Origin of the sequence: Pseudoalteromonas sp. MB47 (genome assembly GCF_011319765.1) — a bacterium.
In the GTDB taxonomy this organism is placed as follows: Bacteria; Pseudomonadota; Gammaproteobacteria; order Enterobacterales; family Alteromonadaceae; genus Pseudoalteromonas; species Pseudoalteromonas simplex.
Map to the genome: position 1 here is coordinate 13,689 of NZ_VFBD01000018.1, position 16,024 is coordinate 29,712.

The 16,024-nt window shown below is 42.3% G+C and carries 13 protein-coding genes; 8 read left to right on the top strand and 5 right to left on the bottom strand.

The window, feature by feature from the left end; genetic code table 11:
• Positions 1–37: 37 nt before the first annotated feature.
• The gene (rlmJ, locus tag IMPJCBKJ_RS08935; RefSeq protein WP_054552459.1) at positions 38–877 is read left to right on the top strand and encodes a 23S rRNA (adenine(2030)-N(6))-methyltransferase RlmJ; all 840 of its coding nucleotides are present in this window, start codon (positions 38–40) and stop codon (positions 875–877) included.
• 55 nt (positions 878–932) lie between these two features.
• Here rlmJ and IMPJCBKJ_RS08940 read toward each other — a convergent pair whose 3' ends face one another.
• The 3 genes from IMPJCBKJ_RS08940 to IMPJCBKJ_RS08950 form a co-directional block, all read right to left on the bottom strand.
• Positions 933–1,742, bottom strand: coding sequence for an META domain-containing protein (locus IMPJCBKJ_RS08940; RefSeq protein WP_138600177.1), 810 nt, complete (start codon positions 1,740–1,742; stop codon positions 933–935).
• A 156-nt stretch (positions 1,743–1,898) separates the two neighbouring features.
• Positions 1,899–2,465, bottom strand: coding sequence for an alkylphosphonate utilization protein (locus IMPJCBKJ_RS08945; RefSeq protein WP_054552461.1), 567 nt, complete (start codon positions 2,463–2,465; stop codon positions 1,899–1,901).
• 83 nt (positions 2,466–2,548) lie between these two features.
• Positions 2,549–3,310, bottom strand: coding sequence for a transporter substrate-binding domain-containing protein (locus tag IMPJCBKJ_RS08950; RefSeq protein ID WP_054552462.1), 762 nt, complete (start codon positions 3,308–3,310; stop codon positions 2,549–2,551).
• Positions 3,311–3,414: 104 nt separating this feature from the next.
• Here IMPJCBKJ_RS08950 and IMPJCBKJ_RS08955 point away from each other — a divergent pair, with 104 nt between their 5' ends.
• The 7 genes from IMPJCBKJ_RS08955 (at position 3,415) to IMPJCBKJ_RS08985 (ending at position 12,333) form a co-directional block, all read left to right on the top strand.
• Positions 3,415–4,692, top strand: a complete 1,278-nt coding sequence (locus IMPJCBKJ_RS08955; protein ID WP_228290600.1) for an HDOD domain-containing protein — start codon at positions 3,415–3,417, stop codon at positions 4,690–4,692.
• Between the two features lie 54 nt (positions 4,693–4,746).
• Entirely contained in the window at positions 4,747–5,361 is a 615-nt protein-coding gene (locus IMPJCBKJ_RS08960; RefSeq protein WP_138600179.1) for a paraquat-inducible protein A, read from the top strand.
• A gap of 43 nt (positions 5,362–5,404) precedes the next feature.
• Positions 5,405–5,758 (top strand): hypothetical protein, encoded by a 354-nt coding sequence (locus tag IMPJCBKJ_RS08965; RefSeq protein WP_054552465.1) that lies wholly within the window; start codon positions 5,405–5,407, stop codon positions 5,756–5,758.
• Between the two features lie 103 nt (positions 5,759–5,861).
• On the top strand, positions 5,862–7,184 hold the full coding sequence (locus IMPJCBKJ_RS08970) for a TolC family protein (RefSeq protein ID WP_166339866.1): 1,323 nt from the start codon (positions 5,862–5,864) through the stop codon (positions 7,182–7,184).
• Positions 7,177–8,634 (top strand): efflux RND transporter periplasmic adaptor subunit, encoded by a 1,458-nt coding sequence (locus IMPJCBKJ_RS08975; RefSeq protein ID WP_166339868.1) that lies wholly within the window; start codon positions 7,177–7,179, stop codon positions 8,632–8,634. Before IMPJCBKJ_RS08970 ends, IMPJCBKJ_RS08975 begins: the two co-directional genes overlap by 8 nt.
• On the top strand, positions 8,631–11,735 hold the full coding sequence (locus IMPJCBKJ_RS08980; protein WP_166339870.1) for an efflux RND transporter permease subunit: 3,105 nt from the start codon (positions 8,631–8,633) through the stop codon (positions 11,733–11,735). Before IMPJCBKJ_RS08975 ends, IMPJCBKJ_RS08980 begins: the two co-directional genes overlap by 4 nt.
• A 142-nt stretch (positions 11,736–11,877) precedes the next feature.
• Complete coding sequence (locus IMPJCBKJ_RS08985; RefSeq protein WP_054563522.1) at positions 11,878–12,333, top strand: hypothetical protein; 456 nt, start codon at positions 11,878–11,880, stop codon at positions 12,331–12,333.
• A gap of 37 nt (positions 12,334–12,370) precedes the next feature.
• Here IMPJCBKJ_RS08985 and ppx read toward each other — a convergent pair whose 3' ends face one another.
• The gene (gene ppx, locus IMPJCBKJ_RS08990) at positions 12,371–13,858 is read right to left on the bottom strand and encodes an exopolyphosphatase (protein WP_166339872.1); all 1,488 of its coding nucleotides are present in this window, start codon (positions 13,856–13,858) and stop codon (positions 12,371–12,373) included.
• Entirely contained in the window at positions 13,851–15,932 is a 2,082-nt protein-coding gene (gene ppk1, locus IMPJCBKJ_RS08995; RefSeq protein WP_166339874.1) for a polyphosphate kinase 1, read from the bottom strand. The genes ppx and ppk1 overlap by 8 nt, the downstream gene beginning before the upstream one ends.
• Positions 15,933–16,024: the final 92 nt, after the last annotated feature.

Here is a 16,024-nt window from a genome sequence, read left to right on the forward strand (position 1 = left end):
ATTTTTAATGCAGTTTTGCATTTGGCGATTTATAAATATGCTTAGTTATCGACACTCCTTTCATGCAGGTAACCCTGCTGATGTGCTAAAACATCTTGTTCTAGCTGAAGTTCTTAAGTACCAAACAATTAAAGACAAACCACTTGATTATGTGGACACCCACTCAGGTGCTGGCTTTTTTGAACTTGCAGGCAGTGATGCACAAAAAACACAAGAGTATTTAGATGGGATTGCTAAGCTTTGGCAGCACAACAGTGAGCATGATGCACTTAATGAGTATATTGAGCTGATTAAATCATTTAATTCAAATGGTAATTTAGATTTTTACCCAGGTTCGCCAAAAATTGCAGAGCACTTTTTACGTCGCCAAGATAACGGTTGGTTCTTTGAGTTGCATCCACGTGACTTACAGTTACTGCAAGACAACATGAAAGGTAAGCGTTCTATTCGCGTACGTGGTGAAAACGGCTTTCAAGGCTTAATTGGTTTATTACCACCAGCATCACGTCGAGCTTGCGTGCTTATTGACCCTCCTTACGAAATAAAAAACGATTACGATACGGTCGTTAATACTCTTGTTAAGGCGCATAAACGCTTTGCTACGGGGACGTACATGATTTGGTATCCGGTTGTAGACCGTGAACGAATTGACAGAATGGAGGCGGGTTTAATCGCATCGGGTATGCGTAACATTCAGCTTTTCGAGCTTGCAACAGAGGCCGATACCGACGTTCATGGTATGACTGCATCGGGTATGATAGTGATCAACCCGCCATGGAAATTAAAGCAAACGATGGATGCTGTATTACCAGAACTTGTTTCCATACTAAGCGATAGCAGTGGTTTTTATCGCAGTGAACAATTAGTTGAAGAGTAATTTCTTCAAAACAAAAACGCCCAGCAATTGCTGGGCGTTGTTAATTTAACTGTTGTTAATTCATATAAGTCGCTGCGAAGGTCGCAAGTGGCTCATCACTATCATCTAACAAGGTTAACTGCTCACCATTGATTGAGTACTTAGCCGTGGCTGCAAGTGCTGCCGACATGGCCGCTTCAATATCCATTTGTGATACACACATTTTTTTGGTGCTTGCTAATGGCTTGAATGTGAGCGCCTGCTCATTAACCTCGTAACTACCTGAGAAGTTATTACAACCTAAGTGACCATTGGTTGAACCATCGTCTTTAAACTGTACGAAAGGTTCTTTATTTTCAACGGTGATAGCCTCACCGCTGATGGTAACTGCTTTCCAATAGGTATTGGTCAAAGTCACGTCTGGCTTTTTCGCTGATACTTTAGTCACCGTTACCTTGTACAGATCGCCAGCGGCATCTTCGGCAAATGGATTATTGTGAGTGGTGCTGATGTAAAGTAATTTACCTTGATTCTCAATGCGTGCACTTACACTGTAGCGGTGACGGTCAGCAATTTTGCTTTCGTCATATTCAAGTGCTACATCATATGGTGGTGCACCATCTAATTGAATTTCTTGTTCGCTAATTACTTCAGCCTTGACATCCATTTTAGAAACATCAGCGAGCTGTACTTTTAATACTGAACCCGGAGGTAGCATACTACGATCTAAATAGGTGATTTGAGTATTCAGGGTTTTCATTGATGATTGCTCAGCTTGTGGTGCACTAGAGTCTTCACCACAGCCTGTTAAAACCAAGCTGCTTCCTAAGATCATTAAACTGCATAGAGAAGCGCGTTTGAAAGATGAAAAGGTATCCGAAGCCATGATTATTTTCCTTGCGTTTAGGGTTATGCATCATATTTAATTGCCTAGCATAAAGTTCGCTGTCTTAATCATAGCTTAATTAACAAAAAATGGGCACTAAGCCCATTTTCGTAATAACGAATCGCTTTAAGAACATAAAGCGCATAAGAATAAACGTTATTTTTTCACGTATTTGGTAAGAATAACAATACGTTGACCATCAACACGGCCTTCAATGTGTTCTGGGTTGCTCGTTAAGCCAATGTTTCTTACTGCTGTGCCACGCTTAGCAACAAGGCTACTGCCTTTCACATCAAGATCTTTAATAAGTGTCACTGTATCACCCGCCTGCAGCACAACACCATTACTGTCGATGTGTTTAATGTCGTCATCTTCAGCTAGCGCTGTTTGCGCCCATTTTAATGTGTCTTCTTCAAGATAAATCATATCGAGTGCATCTTGTGCCCAGCCGTTATCAGTAGCTAAGCGTTTCAGCATGCGGTAAGCGACAACTTGTACCGCTGGAGTTTGACTCCACATACTGTCATTCAAACAGTGCCAATGGTTTGCAGTTAAATCAGCATTGTTTTCGATTTGATCTTTACAAGTTTGGCAGACATAAATGCATTTATCAGAATGAGCCTCTGTAACAGGCGGCACTTCGTATACAGATAGGTTATCTGTAGCGGCACAAAGTTCACATTGGTTATTACTGCGTTCGATTAGGGCTTGTTCAATGCTCATAGGAGGCTCTTTTAAGTTTACAAGGTAAGAAAAACAGCGCGCATTATAGCAAAAGAGGGACTGAAGCGGAATATCCCTAGTTATTATAGGGGTATAGTTTTTGTGTATTTATTGATTATGGCATCTAAGCTGCCAGAATTTTTAAGTTCTTTGATTGCTGCATTTATTTTTGGTAACAATGATTGATGTTCACTGCGCAGGCGAATTTTTAGGTTGCCTAGCGAGTGTAATGCACCAAAACTGATATCAGCATCAAATTGCTCAGCCCAATATAATGCTGGCAGTTTATCTATTATGACGACCTCAATTCGGTGTATTTTTAGTGCCTGAATGAGCTGTTGTTCAGAGTGAAAATCAACCCGTTTAAAGCGGTTATCGTCATAATAGTAATAGCCTAAAACAGTCCCTACGGGTTGATTACGAATACTGTTGAGTTGCTGCCATTGAGCCACCGAGCTTTTTAAACTCACGAGATACTCCTCAACTGCAAACAGGGTGTCTGAGTAACTAAATTGTCGGTTTTGTTTTTCTGTCTGGCTCAGCCACTCGGGGCTTATGACATCAAAATCAATATTCCCTTGGTGAAGGTATTTGACGGTACGTTTTGCAGGAAGCTCGACATGCTTTACTTGAACATCAGCAAGCTGCATAACTTGCTTGATCAGTTCGGGGAGGATCCCTGGATTGCTTTTGTCATCAATATAATAAGGATAGTAGTTCCCAGAGCCGGTTACATTATATTTCAGTACAGGCTGCTGCTCAGCCAAAACTGCTTGAGTAAGAAAAAGTAACAGTAAGAAAATCGAGTTAGAGAAGCGCAATGGTCTGATTGAATTCGTTTTCATGTACCTAGTTTGGTTGGGTTTTTGTTTTTTAGCAAGGCAAACATCTTTCACTATACTTATAACAATAGTAATGTGGAGTTAGCCACATTTAAGTGAGAAGTTGAATGTCAGAATTAAGTATGGAAGGTAATAAAAGTCAGAGCATGACTCAGTATATAGCCCGGCAGCCAATATTTAATGCTGATAGAAGTTTATATGCTTACGAATTATTGTATAGAGAATCGAGCGATAATGTATTTCCGGTAGGAACGAGTGATGGCCAAGCAACGGGGCGGCTGTTTTTTAACGCGTTAATGTTGATGGGACTCGAGAAGCTAACAGGTTTTCAACCTGCGTTTATCAATCTATCGACTGACGCTATTTTGGATGACTTTCCTAAGCTGTTGCAGCCACGCAGTGCGGTTATCGAAATAGTGGAGCGGGCTACTAGCATTCCAAAAGTAGTGAACCGCGTTAAACAATTAAAACAAGAAGGCTATTTGTTCGCGCTTGATGATTATGATGGCACAGAGAAATGGCAAGATATTTTGCCTTTGATGGATTTTATTAAGCTTGAAGTTACGCAGCCGATTATCAAAACCAACATGATGATCAAAAAGCTTAAACGTAGCTTTCCAGAAACCACTATCATAGTGGAACGCATTGAAAATTATGAGGACTTTCAACAACTAAAAGCAGCAGGTTGCGACCTGTTTCAGGGCTACTTTTTTGCCAAGCCGGAGCTTTTGAGTTTTGGTAATGTTGAACCATCAAAAATTGCTGTGCTTGAATTACTTAACTGTACTGCGCAAACAGATTTAAATTTTGATGCAATTCAACAACGTGTTGCTAAAGATATTGGCCTTACTGCACGCATTTTAAAATTAGTTAATGCGCGTATAAGTAATAGCCGGCAAACAATTCGTTCGATTTCACAAGCGGTTATTTACCTTGGTGAAGATGCGATTAGACAATTTGTGCGGGTATTAGCGCTAAGCGAATTAGGCAATGACAAACCGCAAGAGCTAACTAAACTTGGTTTAACAAGAGCTAAATTTATTGCTTTGATGCTTGAACCCGGAGGTAAAGACCTAGCTGAACAAGGTTATTTAGTCGGCTTACTCTCTGTTTTAGACGCTATTTTAGATATGGAGCTTAATATCATTGCCAAAGAGTTTTCATTGGGTAGTGAGCTTTCGAGTGCACTGTTAAACTTTAATGGCATGCAAGGGGCGAGCTTACAACTTGCTAAAGCAATGGAAGAAGAGCAGTGGCACACAGCCCTTGAACTACTCAAGATGATCCGCCCAGCCTCAAAAATGGATGTGGTTTTTCAAGCTATGTATGATGCCCGCGCATACGCAGATGAAGTATTCGCAAGCTTATCATCGGTTACAGACTAAGAGCGCAGAGTTCGTTATGATGCAGACTCTGAGTATTAAAAAGGTTTGTAACTAATGCGTGTTGTTTTTCCTATACTAGCTATTTTAATTGCCTTAGTGTTACTTATTCCCGGTGTAACCCAGCCAGTGCTCACCCTTGAAGGAAAAATTGATAAATCTAAGCTTGCCAAAACAGGTATTGAAATGATTGCCGATGAAGGCGATCGCAATACCCGTAGCGTGTTAATGATGGCATCAAGCATGCTGGGGCTTGATAAGCTTGAAGGAGAAATCGATGCCTACAAAAAAACACGCAGCATTTGGGGCACCGTGAATGAGCTTGCTAATAACAAAAACTACCTTGTTGCCGCGCTTGTAGCAGTGTTCTCGATTGTCATTCCCACCTTAAAACTCCTGATGCAATTGCTTTATTGTTTCTTACCAGTGAATAGGTTTAAGTATTTGCTCGGTCAACTCATACAAGGCCTAAGTAAATGGAGCATGGTCGATGTGTTTGTGATTGCATTGATCGTGTCTTATTTAGCAGGTAATGCCGATGGGCAAATGGGCGAGTTGATAAAAATGCATGCTGAATTGGGTGATGGATTTTGGTATTTTACAGGTTATTGCTTGTTTGCTATTGCTGCCAGCAGTAGCATAAAAATAGATAAACCCTTGTCGAGTTCGTAAATTTCGGGCTACAATTTGGGCACTTAATTTTTAAGGTATGATTATGACGCGACTTTCAAGCTACTTATTGATAGCTATGATGCTGCTCACTTTTGTGGGTCAGTCAGTTGCGTCTGTTGCTATGGTATGTGATATGCCACATGCCAGCATGCAAATGGATCATCATGCTAATATGAATGCTGACAGCGACATGAGTGATATGGATTGTTGCCATGAAGACGTAATGGATAACAGCGATTGTGCGTGTCCGTTCAATGCCTGTACAGCTCACTCACTCCTGCCGTTAAATGATTTAGTTGTTAAATCAATTAAGCAATCAGAAAAAGTCACCATGTTAGGCGCCAGCCAGCTTAGTTTTCACGTCAGTTCTTTATATCGTCCACCTATTACTGCTTAAGCAGGATAGGTCTGTCTAAAATTCAGTAAAACGCTGAAATACACCTCATTCTGCACCCAAAATCTATTGTTTTTAACCGTTTTTAAGATTTTTGGAGCATGTGATGATTCACAGCAAATTGATTAAGGCGCTTTCTCTAGGCGCAGTATTGATAACCTCAAGTTTAGTGAAAGCAGAGCCGTTGGCACTCAATCAGGTGATTGATTATGCATTGACTCACGAGCCTTGGTTACAGGCAAATAAATACCAGCAACAGGCGATAGAAGCGCAAAGCATTGCGGCAGGTACCTTGCCGGATCCAGTGTTAACCGTTGGACTCATGAACTTACCAACCGATGGCTTTGCCTTTGACCAAGAGGGTATGACGCAATTCAAAGTGGGCTTGTCACAACAATTTAGCCGAGGTGATAGTCTTGCCTTACAGCAACAAGCTTTAAAACAATCGGCTGAGCAATACCCTTGGCTTAGAGCAGACCGCCAAGCACAGGTTAAAGCTATTGTTAGCGAAGCATGGCTAAATGCCTATCGCGCACAAAAAAGCATTCAACTGATCAACCAAGATAAAGCCTTATTTAATCAACTTATTGATATTACAGAAGCAAGCTATGCCAATACACTTGGTGCGACTCGCCAGCAGGATATTATTCGCGCCCAGCTAGAGCTGACTCGGCTTGAAGATAAGCTGGTGATGTTAGAGCAACAGTTTGATAGTGCCAAAAAGCGACTAGCACAATGGCTACCTATTGAAATGCTAAACGGTGCAGTGAGCGATGAAAACACCAAGGTGGCCGCAGTAATGCCTTATCAAGAGCTTGCATCATCGGGGGTGACTGAAGTGCTGATGAGCCACCCGGCAATTATCGCTATTGATCATGCTATGCGTGCCAAAAACACCCAAGTGCAAGTGGCTAAAGAGGCGTATAAGCCGCAATTTGGTATGAACCTAGGTTATGGCTATCGTGATGATACCCCGATGGGTGACTCTCGCGATGACTTATTCTCTATTGGGGTGAGTATTGATTTACCGCTGTTTACTGATAATCGCCAAGATCAACAAGTTAATGCCGCAATAGCTAATGCCGAGGCGGTAAAAACCAACAAGCTTATTACTCTACAGAAACTGCAAGGTCAGTATTTTAAAGAGCTTAGCCAACTAAGCCGACTTGCTCAGCGCAAAGCACTGTATCAACAGCAGCTATTACCGCAAATGGCAGAGCAAGCGGAGGCGACGTTAAATGCTTACACCAATGATGATGGTGACTTTTCAGAAGTGATGCGTGCTCGCATCAGCGAACTTAACGCAAAAATTGATGCGTTGAATATCGAAATTGATAAACAAATAACCCTCGCTCGCCTTAATTATTACGCAGCAGCAAAAGATAACCAAATAAATGCAGCACAAAGCCAAGGAGCTAGCAATGAATAACACAGTGAAATTAGTTATCGCTTTGGCGGTAGGTGCGGCATTGGCAACGGCTGTAAATAAATTGGCTGAGCCAGAGCATGCACAAATGCCAAGCGCTGAGAAAAAGCCGCTATATTGGGTGGCGCCCATGGACAGTAATTACCGCCGTGATGAACCGGGTTTATCACCAATGGGTATGGAATTAGTGCCCGTTTATGAGGAGCAAAGTAGCGCTGAAGACAGCCCGGGTACTGTGAGGATCTCACCTGCAGTCGTTAATAACTTAGGGGTAAGAACAGCACCCGTAAGGTTTAAATCATTACAAACGACGGTTGATACGGTTGGCTATGTGCAATACGACCAAGACCAACTCGTGCATATTCACCCTCGTGTCGAAGGGTGGATAGAAACCTTATATGTAAAAGCCGCTGGTGACCAAGTGAAGCAAGGCGAGCCACTTTATACCTTATATTCTCCACAGCTAGTGAATGCGCAAGAAGAGCTACTGCTTGCCCTAAAACGTAACAATGCGGTGCTTATACGTGCGGCAAAAGCACGCTTAGCCTCACTGAATGTTTCTGACGATTTTATTGTGCGATTAGAGCAAAGCCAAAAGGTCAGACAGAACATTACCTTTTATGCCAAGCAAAGTGGCGTATTGGATGAGCTAAATATCCGCGAAGGTTTCTTTGTGAAACCAGGCACAACCATGATGAGTATTGCTCACCTAGAAGAAGTATGGGTTGAGGCTGAAGTTTTTGAGCGCCAAGCAGGGCTTATTCATAAAGGCTTGCCAGTGACGATGAGCTTAGACTACTTACCGGGCAAACGCTGGCAAGGCAAGGTCGATTATATTTATCCAACCCTTGATGAGAAAAACCGTACCCTGCGCGTGCGTTTACGCTTTGCTAACCAAGATGGCTTATTAAAACCGAATATGTTTGCTGAAGTGAGCATTACTACTAAGCCAACTGAGCCGCAATTAGTGATAGCCAAAGAAGCGGTGATCCGCACCGGTAGCCAAGACCGTGTCGTGATTGATTTAGGTGAAGGGCGCTTTAAGTCAGTGGCTGTGACGCTAGGCCGTAGTGATAATCATGATGTCGAAATTTTATCAGGCTTATTGAAAGACGATATCGTTGTGGTTTCAGCGCAGTTCTTAATAGATTCCGAATCAAGTAAGAGTTCTGACTTTATGCGTATGCAAGAACCAGATAGCGAGAGCGCAATGGTGAATGGCGTGATCAACAGCATTGATCGCGAAGCCAGAACAGCCGTGATCAGTCGTGAGGCTATCCCTAAGTGGGGGCGCGGGGCTGCAACTATGGAGTTTCACTTTTCGCCGCGCATCGATATGTCTAGTTTACAAAGCGATGATGAAGTGCATTTTACCTTTAAATTGGTGGACGGTGAGTTTGTGATTTTTGACATCATGACCATGAGCCACCCTATACAAGGAGAAATGCAATGATAGCTGCCGTGATCCGTTGGTCAGTCGGTAATCGCTTCTTTGTATTACTGCTGTCTTTAATGTTGGCAGGTTTTGGGATGTTTTCTTTAAAGAATACCCCGGTTGATGCCTTGCCTGACTTATCTGATGTACAGGTTATTGTAAAAACATCTTACCCAGGACAAGCGCCTCAAGTGGTGCAAGACCAAGTAACGTTTCCTATCACCACAGCCATGTTGTCGGTGCCGGGAGCTGAAACGGTAAGGGGCTTTTCGTTTTTTGGTGACTCTTATGTATATGTTATTTTTAACGAAAACACCGACCTTTACTGGGCCCGTAGTCGGGTGCAAGAATATTTGAGTCAAGTAAGTGCTCGCTTACCGGATTCAGCGAGGCCTGAACTTGGCCCTGATGCAACAGGGGTAGGCTGGATTTACTTGTATGCGCTGGTGGATAAAACTGGTAAGCACGATATTAGCCAGCTACGAAGCTTGCAAGATTGGTTTTTAAAGTTTGAGCTGCAAACGGTGCCGGGCGTATCAGAAGTAGCGTCTGTTGGCGGTATGGTTAAGCAGTATCAGGTTAATGTCGACCCCGATAAATTGCGTGCTTATGGTATTCCGCTAAGTTTAATTCAAACAGCAATTAAGCAAGGTAACCAAGAGCGCGGTGCCTCAGTGGTAGAAATGGCTGAAGCCGAATACATGGTATCGAGCACGGGTTATATTAAAAGTGTCGCAGATTTAGAAGCCATTCCGCTGGGTACTAATGCCAATGGCACGCCACTGCAATTACGTGATGTGGCTGATATAAAACTTGGGCCGCAAATGCGCCGTGGTATTGCCGAACTAAACGGCGAGGGTGAAGTAACCGGTGGGGTGGTAGTGATGCGCTTTGGAGAAAATGCCGAAGCAACCATCAAACTGGTAAAGGAAAAGCTAGAGTCGCTCAAAAAAGGCCTGCCTGAGGGAGTTGAAATCATCCCTGTGTACGACCGTTCAAACCTAATTACCCAAGCACTTGATAACTTAAGCTCAAAGTTAATTGAAGAATTAATCGTGGTGGCCTTAGTGTGTGTGGTGTTTTTATTCCATATACGCTCATCGATTGTAGCCATTATCACGTTGCCAATGGGTATTTTAACGGCTTTTGTGGTTATGTATTGGCAAGGTATAAACGCCAATATCATGTCGCTTGGCGGGATAGCGATTGCTATTGGTGCAATGACAGATGGTGCTATCGTGATGATAGAAAATATGCATAAGCATATGGAGAAAACCCCACTGACCGATGAGAACCGCTGGCAAGTGGTGATGGACTCAGCCGCAGAAGTCGGGCCCGCGTTATTCTTTAGTTTATTGATTATCACTGTTAGCTTTATGCCTGTGTTTATTCTTGAAGCACAAGAAGGACGCATGTTCTCGCCACTGGCTTATACAAAAACCTATGCGATGGCAGCTTCGGCTGGTTTAGCGATTACACTGGTGCCGGTATTAATGGGCTACTTTATTCGCGGTAGGGTTATTTCTGAGCAGAAAAACCCTGTAAACCGCTTATTGGTGGCAGCCTATAAACCTTTATTAAGTGCGGTGTTAAAAGCGCCGAAAACAACATTGGTACTGGCCTTGGTGTTGGCTGCTATCGGCTTTTATCCGGTTAATAAAATTGGCAGTGAGTTTATTCCTCCCCTTGATGAGGGCGACTTAATGTACATGCCAACGACTTATCCAGGTATTTCCATTGGTAAGGCCCGTGAAATCTTACAACAGACCGATAAGTTAATTGCCAGTGTGCCAGAGGTCGAGTCGGTGTTTGGTAAGGTAGGTCGCGCAGACACTGCCACAGATCCTGCGCCGCTTACCATGATCGAAACCTTTATTCAGTTAAAGCCAAAGTCACAGTGGCGCGAGGGCATGACAACCGAGAAACTGAAGAAAGAACTCGATAATCTGGTTAAGTTCCCAGGGCTTACCAATGCGTGGGTTATGCCAATCAAAACACGAATTGACATGCTTGCCACTGGTATTAAAACGCCAGTGGGGATCAAAGTTGCAGGTCCAAAGCTAAGTGAAATTCAAAAAATCGGTGAGCAAATTGAAGTCATCCTAAAAGATTTACCGGGCACAGCGTCGGTTTACTCAGAGCGTGTTGCCGGTGGTCGCTACATCAAAGTTGATATCAACCGTGAAAAAGCAGCGCGCTATGGTTTGAACATTGCTGATGTACAACAGGTAGTTGCCACCGCTATCGGTGGTATGAATGTGACAGAAACGGTTGAAGGGCAAGAGCGTTACCCAGTTAACTTGCGCTACCCGCAAGATTATCGCGACTCGCCAGAAGAGCTTAAGTTGTTACCGATAGTGACACCAAACGGACAGCGTATCGCATTGGCCGATGTAGCTCATGTCTTTATCGAAGATGGCCCGCCGGGTATTAAAAGTGAAAATGCCCGCATTAATGGCTGGAGCTTAATCGACATTGAAGGCAGTGATATCGGCAGTTATGTTGAGCGTGCGCAACAAGCGCTGCATGAGCAACTCGAGCTACCTGCTGGTTACTCAATTACGTGGGCGGGGCAATATGAATACATGGAGCGCGCAAAAGCTAAACTCAGTTATGTATTGCCACTCACCTTGGCAATTATAGTGGTGCTGTTATACCTCAATTTTAGAAGCTTTATTGAGGTGGCAATGATCATGCTGACCTTACCGCTTGCTATGATAGGCGGTATTTGGCTGATGTACCTTGAAGGCTTTAACTTCTCGGTTGCTGTTGGGGTTGGTTTTATTGCCCTGGCTGGGGTTGCTGTGGAAATTGGCGTGATCATGCTGGTTTATCTCAACCAAGCTTATCAAGATACCAAAGCGCAATCAGCACAGTTCACGGTTACAGAGCTGCGCCAAGCAATCATCAATGGTGCAGGCCTTCGGGTTAGACCAGTGATGATGACAGTTGCCACTATTATCATAGGGTTACTGCCAGTGCTTTATGGCACTGGAACGGGCAGTGAGGTGATGAGCAGAATAGCCGCGCCTATGGTCGGTGGGATGCTCAGTGCCATAGTTTTAACACTACTTGTGTTACCTGCGCTTTACTTTATATGGCGTAAACGCCACCTATAAATTTTACAGTCAGTGTGTAACTTGTACGCTTTTACTGGCTGCAAGTTACACATTTTATTTTTAACTTATTGATAATTGGTTTGTTTATTGCTGGTGTGATTTATGCAAAGTCATATTAAATTGATTTTAATAAGGAATGCACATGCAAGTTAAAACAATACAACAAGTTTATGATTGGACCGTGTTATTTCATACTCAAATGGCAGCCAATTTCCACAGTGTTAAAGACTTACTGGACGAGCATAATCAAATGCTGGTGGACTATTATCTGCAATATGAGAAGAAACTGGCAGAAGATCTCGTTGGCTTTAAAGCCATTACAGAAATAAACACGCTTGATACCTATTGCTATGAGTATTTTGCTGAAAACCCAGAGCTAATTACTTTTAACGATATCAGCACAGATCAGCAAATTGATGAAAAGGCGATTCAGGTTTACTTAACCACGCAACACCAAAAAGTCATCGACTTATACGAATACTTGGTATCGCGAGCTGATACAGAGCAAAGTAAAGAAAAGCTCGAACGTTTACTTGAGCTTGAACATCAAGGCCTTAAGCAAATGATGCAAAGCTCTAACCGCCATATGGATATGTAATCGATTAATCTATTAATCTATTAATCTATTAATCAGCTTAATGAAAATCGAGTAAGAAGCCGACTTTTTTAAGGTATTTTTGCTCTTGCTGTAAGTCAGCTAAAAGCAAGGTATGTTCTTTAAGCCACTTATTGTGAAACTTTAAGAACATACTATTTTGCTTGGCTGTTACCTCAAGTTTAAAACCTTGATCGGTAATACGCTTTTGATTCAGTAGTACCGCTAAGCGCAAAATCACAATAAGCTGCAATATTTCATAATGCTGCATGGTATGCAGTGCCGGAAACTCTTCTAAGCGGATCTTTTTCCGATAAAAACGGATCATGCAACTAAGCAAGGTTTGTTGTTGCTGCGTAAAGCCAGGTAATTGGCTATTCGCCACGATATACGCGCTGTGCTTATGTATCCCTGATGAATTAACCCCTAAGCCAATTTCATGCAGCTGCGCAGCCCAATCCAATAAATTTATGTAATCTGAGTCGGTCAGATGCCATGTTTCTCTTACTTGTTCAAACAGCCACTTTGCAGTTGTCGAGACACGATTAGCATGCTCTTTATCTATGGCATTACGCTCAGATAAATTCTCTATGGTATTTGTGCGAATATCCTTATGGGCGAGCTTTTGCTGCATTTCATGAAGCAGGCCTTCACGCAGTGAAAAGTCGCTGTACTGCATCGCTTCGATTTTAAACAGCCTAAATACCGCGATTAAAATGGCTAAACCACCACAAATACTCACTTGCCGCTCAGGCGTAAGACCTTCAATTTGCAGCGCTTGTATTTGTTTAGATGCAATAAACTGGGTTTTTAGTTCTAATAACCGCTCTAAAGTAATTAGCTCTTGCTCTGCATCATTGGCATTGATCATGGCAAGGATAGATTTAATTGTGCCTGATGTTCCCACCACAGATTGCCAGCCAGCCGATAAGTAATTAGCAAAAATTACTTCGAGTTCTTGTTCTGCGCGTACCTCAGCTTTGGCAAAGCGCTTAGCAGTGATTTGTCCATCTGCAAAAAACTGCTTGGTATAGCTAACACAGCCCATGTTGCGACTAGCAAGTAGCTTGTGCTTAAAGTGTTTACCAATGATGAGTTCAGTACTGCCGCCACCGATATCAATAACTAAGCGGTTTTCATCGTGATGAATGTAGTGAGCTACACCTTGGTAAATTAAACGTGCTTCTTCTTGCCCTGATATAACTTCAATCGGGTAAGGAAACACCTTACTTGCTTGCGTTAAGAACGAATGAATATTTTTCGCGCGGCGTAATGTGTAAGTTGCCGCCACTTTGACATTCTCAAGGGGAAAGTCCTGTAAGGTAGTAGCAAACTGCTTAAGAATCGCCAGCGCGCGCTCTATAGCTTCTTGGCTTAAGTGATTTTTATCATCTAAACCATCAGCTAAATAAACGCGCTGCTTTTCTTTGTGTAAGATTTGCAAAGAGCCATCGACCTCTCTTGCCACCACTAAATGAAAACTGTTTGAGCCTAAATCAACGGCAGCAATTGAGGGATAATCATTCATTATTATAGTTACTTTCCCATTTCTTAAGGTGGTCATAAATGGCAATTTGCGAGCGAATTTTTTTACGATTGCCACGGCGCACATAGCTGTTTTTTTGTTCGCTATCGATTATGCGCGCTTTTGATCTATCTTTAAACTGTAGCTCAAGAATATCAATAATAAGCTGTTTTAATTTTTCATCATAAATCGGTGTGGCGACTTCAACACGGTGATCAAGATTTCGGGTCATCCAATCCGCTGATGAAATATACACTTTTTCTTCGCCATTATTATGAAACACCATCACCCGAGGGTGCTCTAAAAAGCGGTCAACAATACTAATAATACGAATGTTATCGTTCACGGCAGAGGGCACTAACGAACACATGCCACGCACAATAATGCGAATTTTCACGCCGCGTCTTGCGGCAAAATAGAGGTGATCAACCAGCTCTTTATCAACAAGGTTGTTTATTTTTAGCGTAATTTTGCCAGCCTTACCATGCTCTATATTGGTTATTTCAGCATCAATTAGCGACATAATAGTTTGTCGTGCGTTGACTGGTGATAGCATCAAGTGATCAAACTGAAATGGTTTATAGCTACTTTCGATGAATCTAAAAACGCTATCGCACTCTTCGCTAATACCTTCATGTCTGGTAAATAAACTAAAGTCAGTATAAATTTTGGCAGTTTTCTCATGGAAGTTACCCGTGCCTATATGGGCGTACTTCACGATGTTGTTCTTTTCTTTACGATGAATAACGCATAACTTGCTGTGCACTTTCAATGCAGGAATACCAAAGATTACTTTAACACCGGCATTACTCAGAGTTTTTGCCCATTCAATATTGTTTTGTTCATCAAAGCGCGCTTTCAGCTCAACCATTACGGTGACATGTTTGCCATTTTTTGCTGCATTAATAAGTGTAGAGATAAGACGAGATTGACTCGCAACGCGATAAATATTGACCTTAATTTGGGTAACATCAGGGTCAAAAGCGGCTTGGCGTACAAACTCAAGTAAATGGTTAAAGGTGTGATAAGGGTAATACAGTAAAATATCTTGCTCTGAAATGGCATCAAACACACTTGAGTGATAGTTAAAAGCCGTGCTTTGTAATGCAGGCAGTGGTTTGTTTTCTAAATACTGACGGCCAACATTCGGAAACGCAATAAAATCGCGGAAATTACGGTAACGACCGCCGGGGATCAACGCATCATGTTGACTAATATTAAGACGCTTTTTCATCACTTTAAGCATTTCAGCTGGCATGCTCTCGTCATAAACAAGGCGCACAGGCTCTGCAGAAATACGTTGTTTTAGACCTTTTGACATTTTATCGAGCAAGCCTTCTTCAAGCTCGTCATCTAAATTGTATTCGGCATCACGGGTCAATTTGATGGCATAACATTGAATATCATCAAAGCTAAAAAAGCTGCTAAACACATCGCGAATAAAGTAGGCGATGATGTCATCTAGCATCACAATGGTTTTGTGACGGCGTGTTTTCTCAGGCGGCAAAATAACAAAGCGTGAGACGCGGTCAGTAGGCACCTCCATCATGGCATAATGACTTTTTTGATTGGTCATCTCGACAAACAAATAAGTCATGGTGTCGTTAATTTGATCTGAGTAGTCTTTCTTTTCAGAGAGCAAAATCGGCAAAATGTGTTGCAGTACATTGTCGTGGAAGAATTTTTTCAGCCAACTCAAGTGAAATTCAGATAACTTCTCTGGTAGCTCTACGTGAATATTGTGCTCGTTTAAATCATTCAAAATATCTTTATGAATTTGATTAAATTTTTTGCCAAGCTGCAGCACCTTACTTTGGATCTGATGAAGTAATATTTCGTCTTCTTCAAAGTTCGCATCAGGAATTTTATTAAGTAATATGCGGCGTTTTACATCGGCAACACGAACACGAAAAAACTCATCCATGTTGTTTGAGTAAATACCTAAAAAGCGCATGCGCTCAATAATCGGGTTCGATTTGTCTTTGGCTTCTTGCAGCACGCGTTCATTAAAAGACAGCCAACTTAGCTCTTTGGCAAAGTAATTAACGGCTTGAGAAGAAGAATGTGATGCGTTCATCTGGTTTTCCAACGTTTATAGCTAGTTAGAATGTAGAGGATGCAGATGACACAAGTATGACAAGCGTGTCAGTTTTGTGACACGCTTAATCT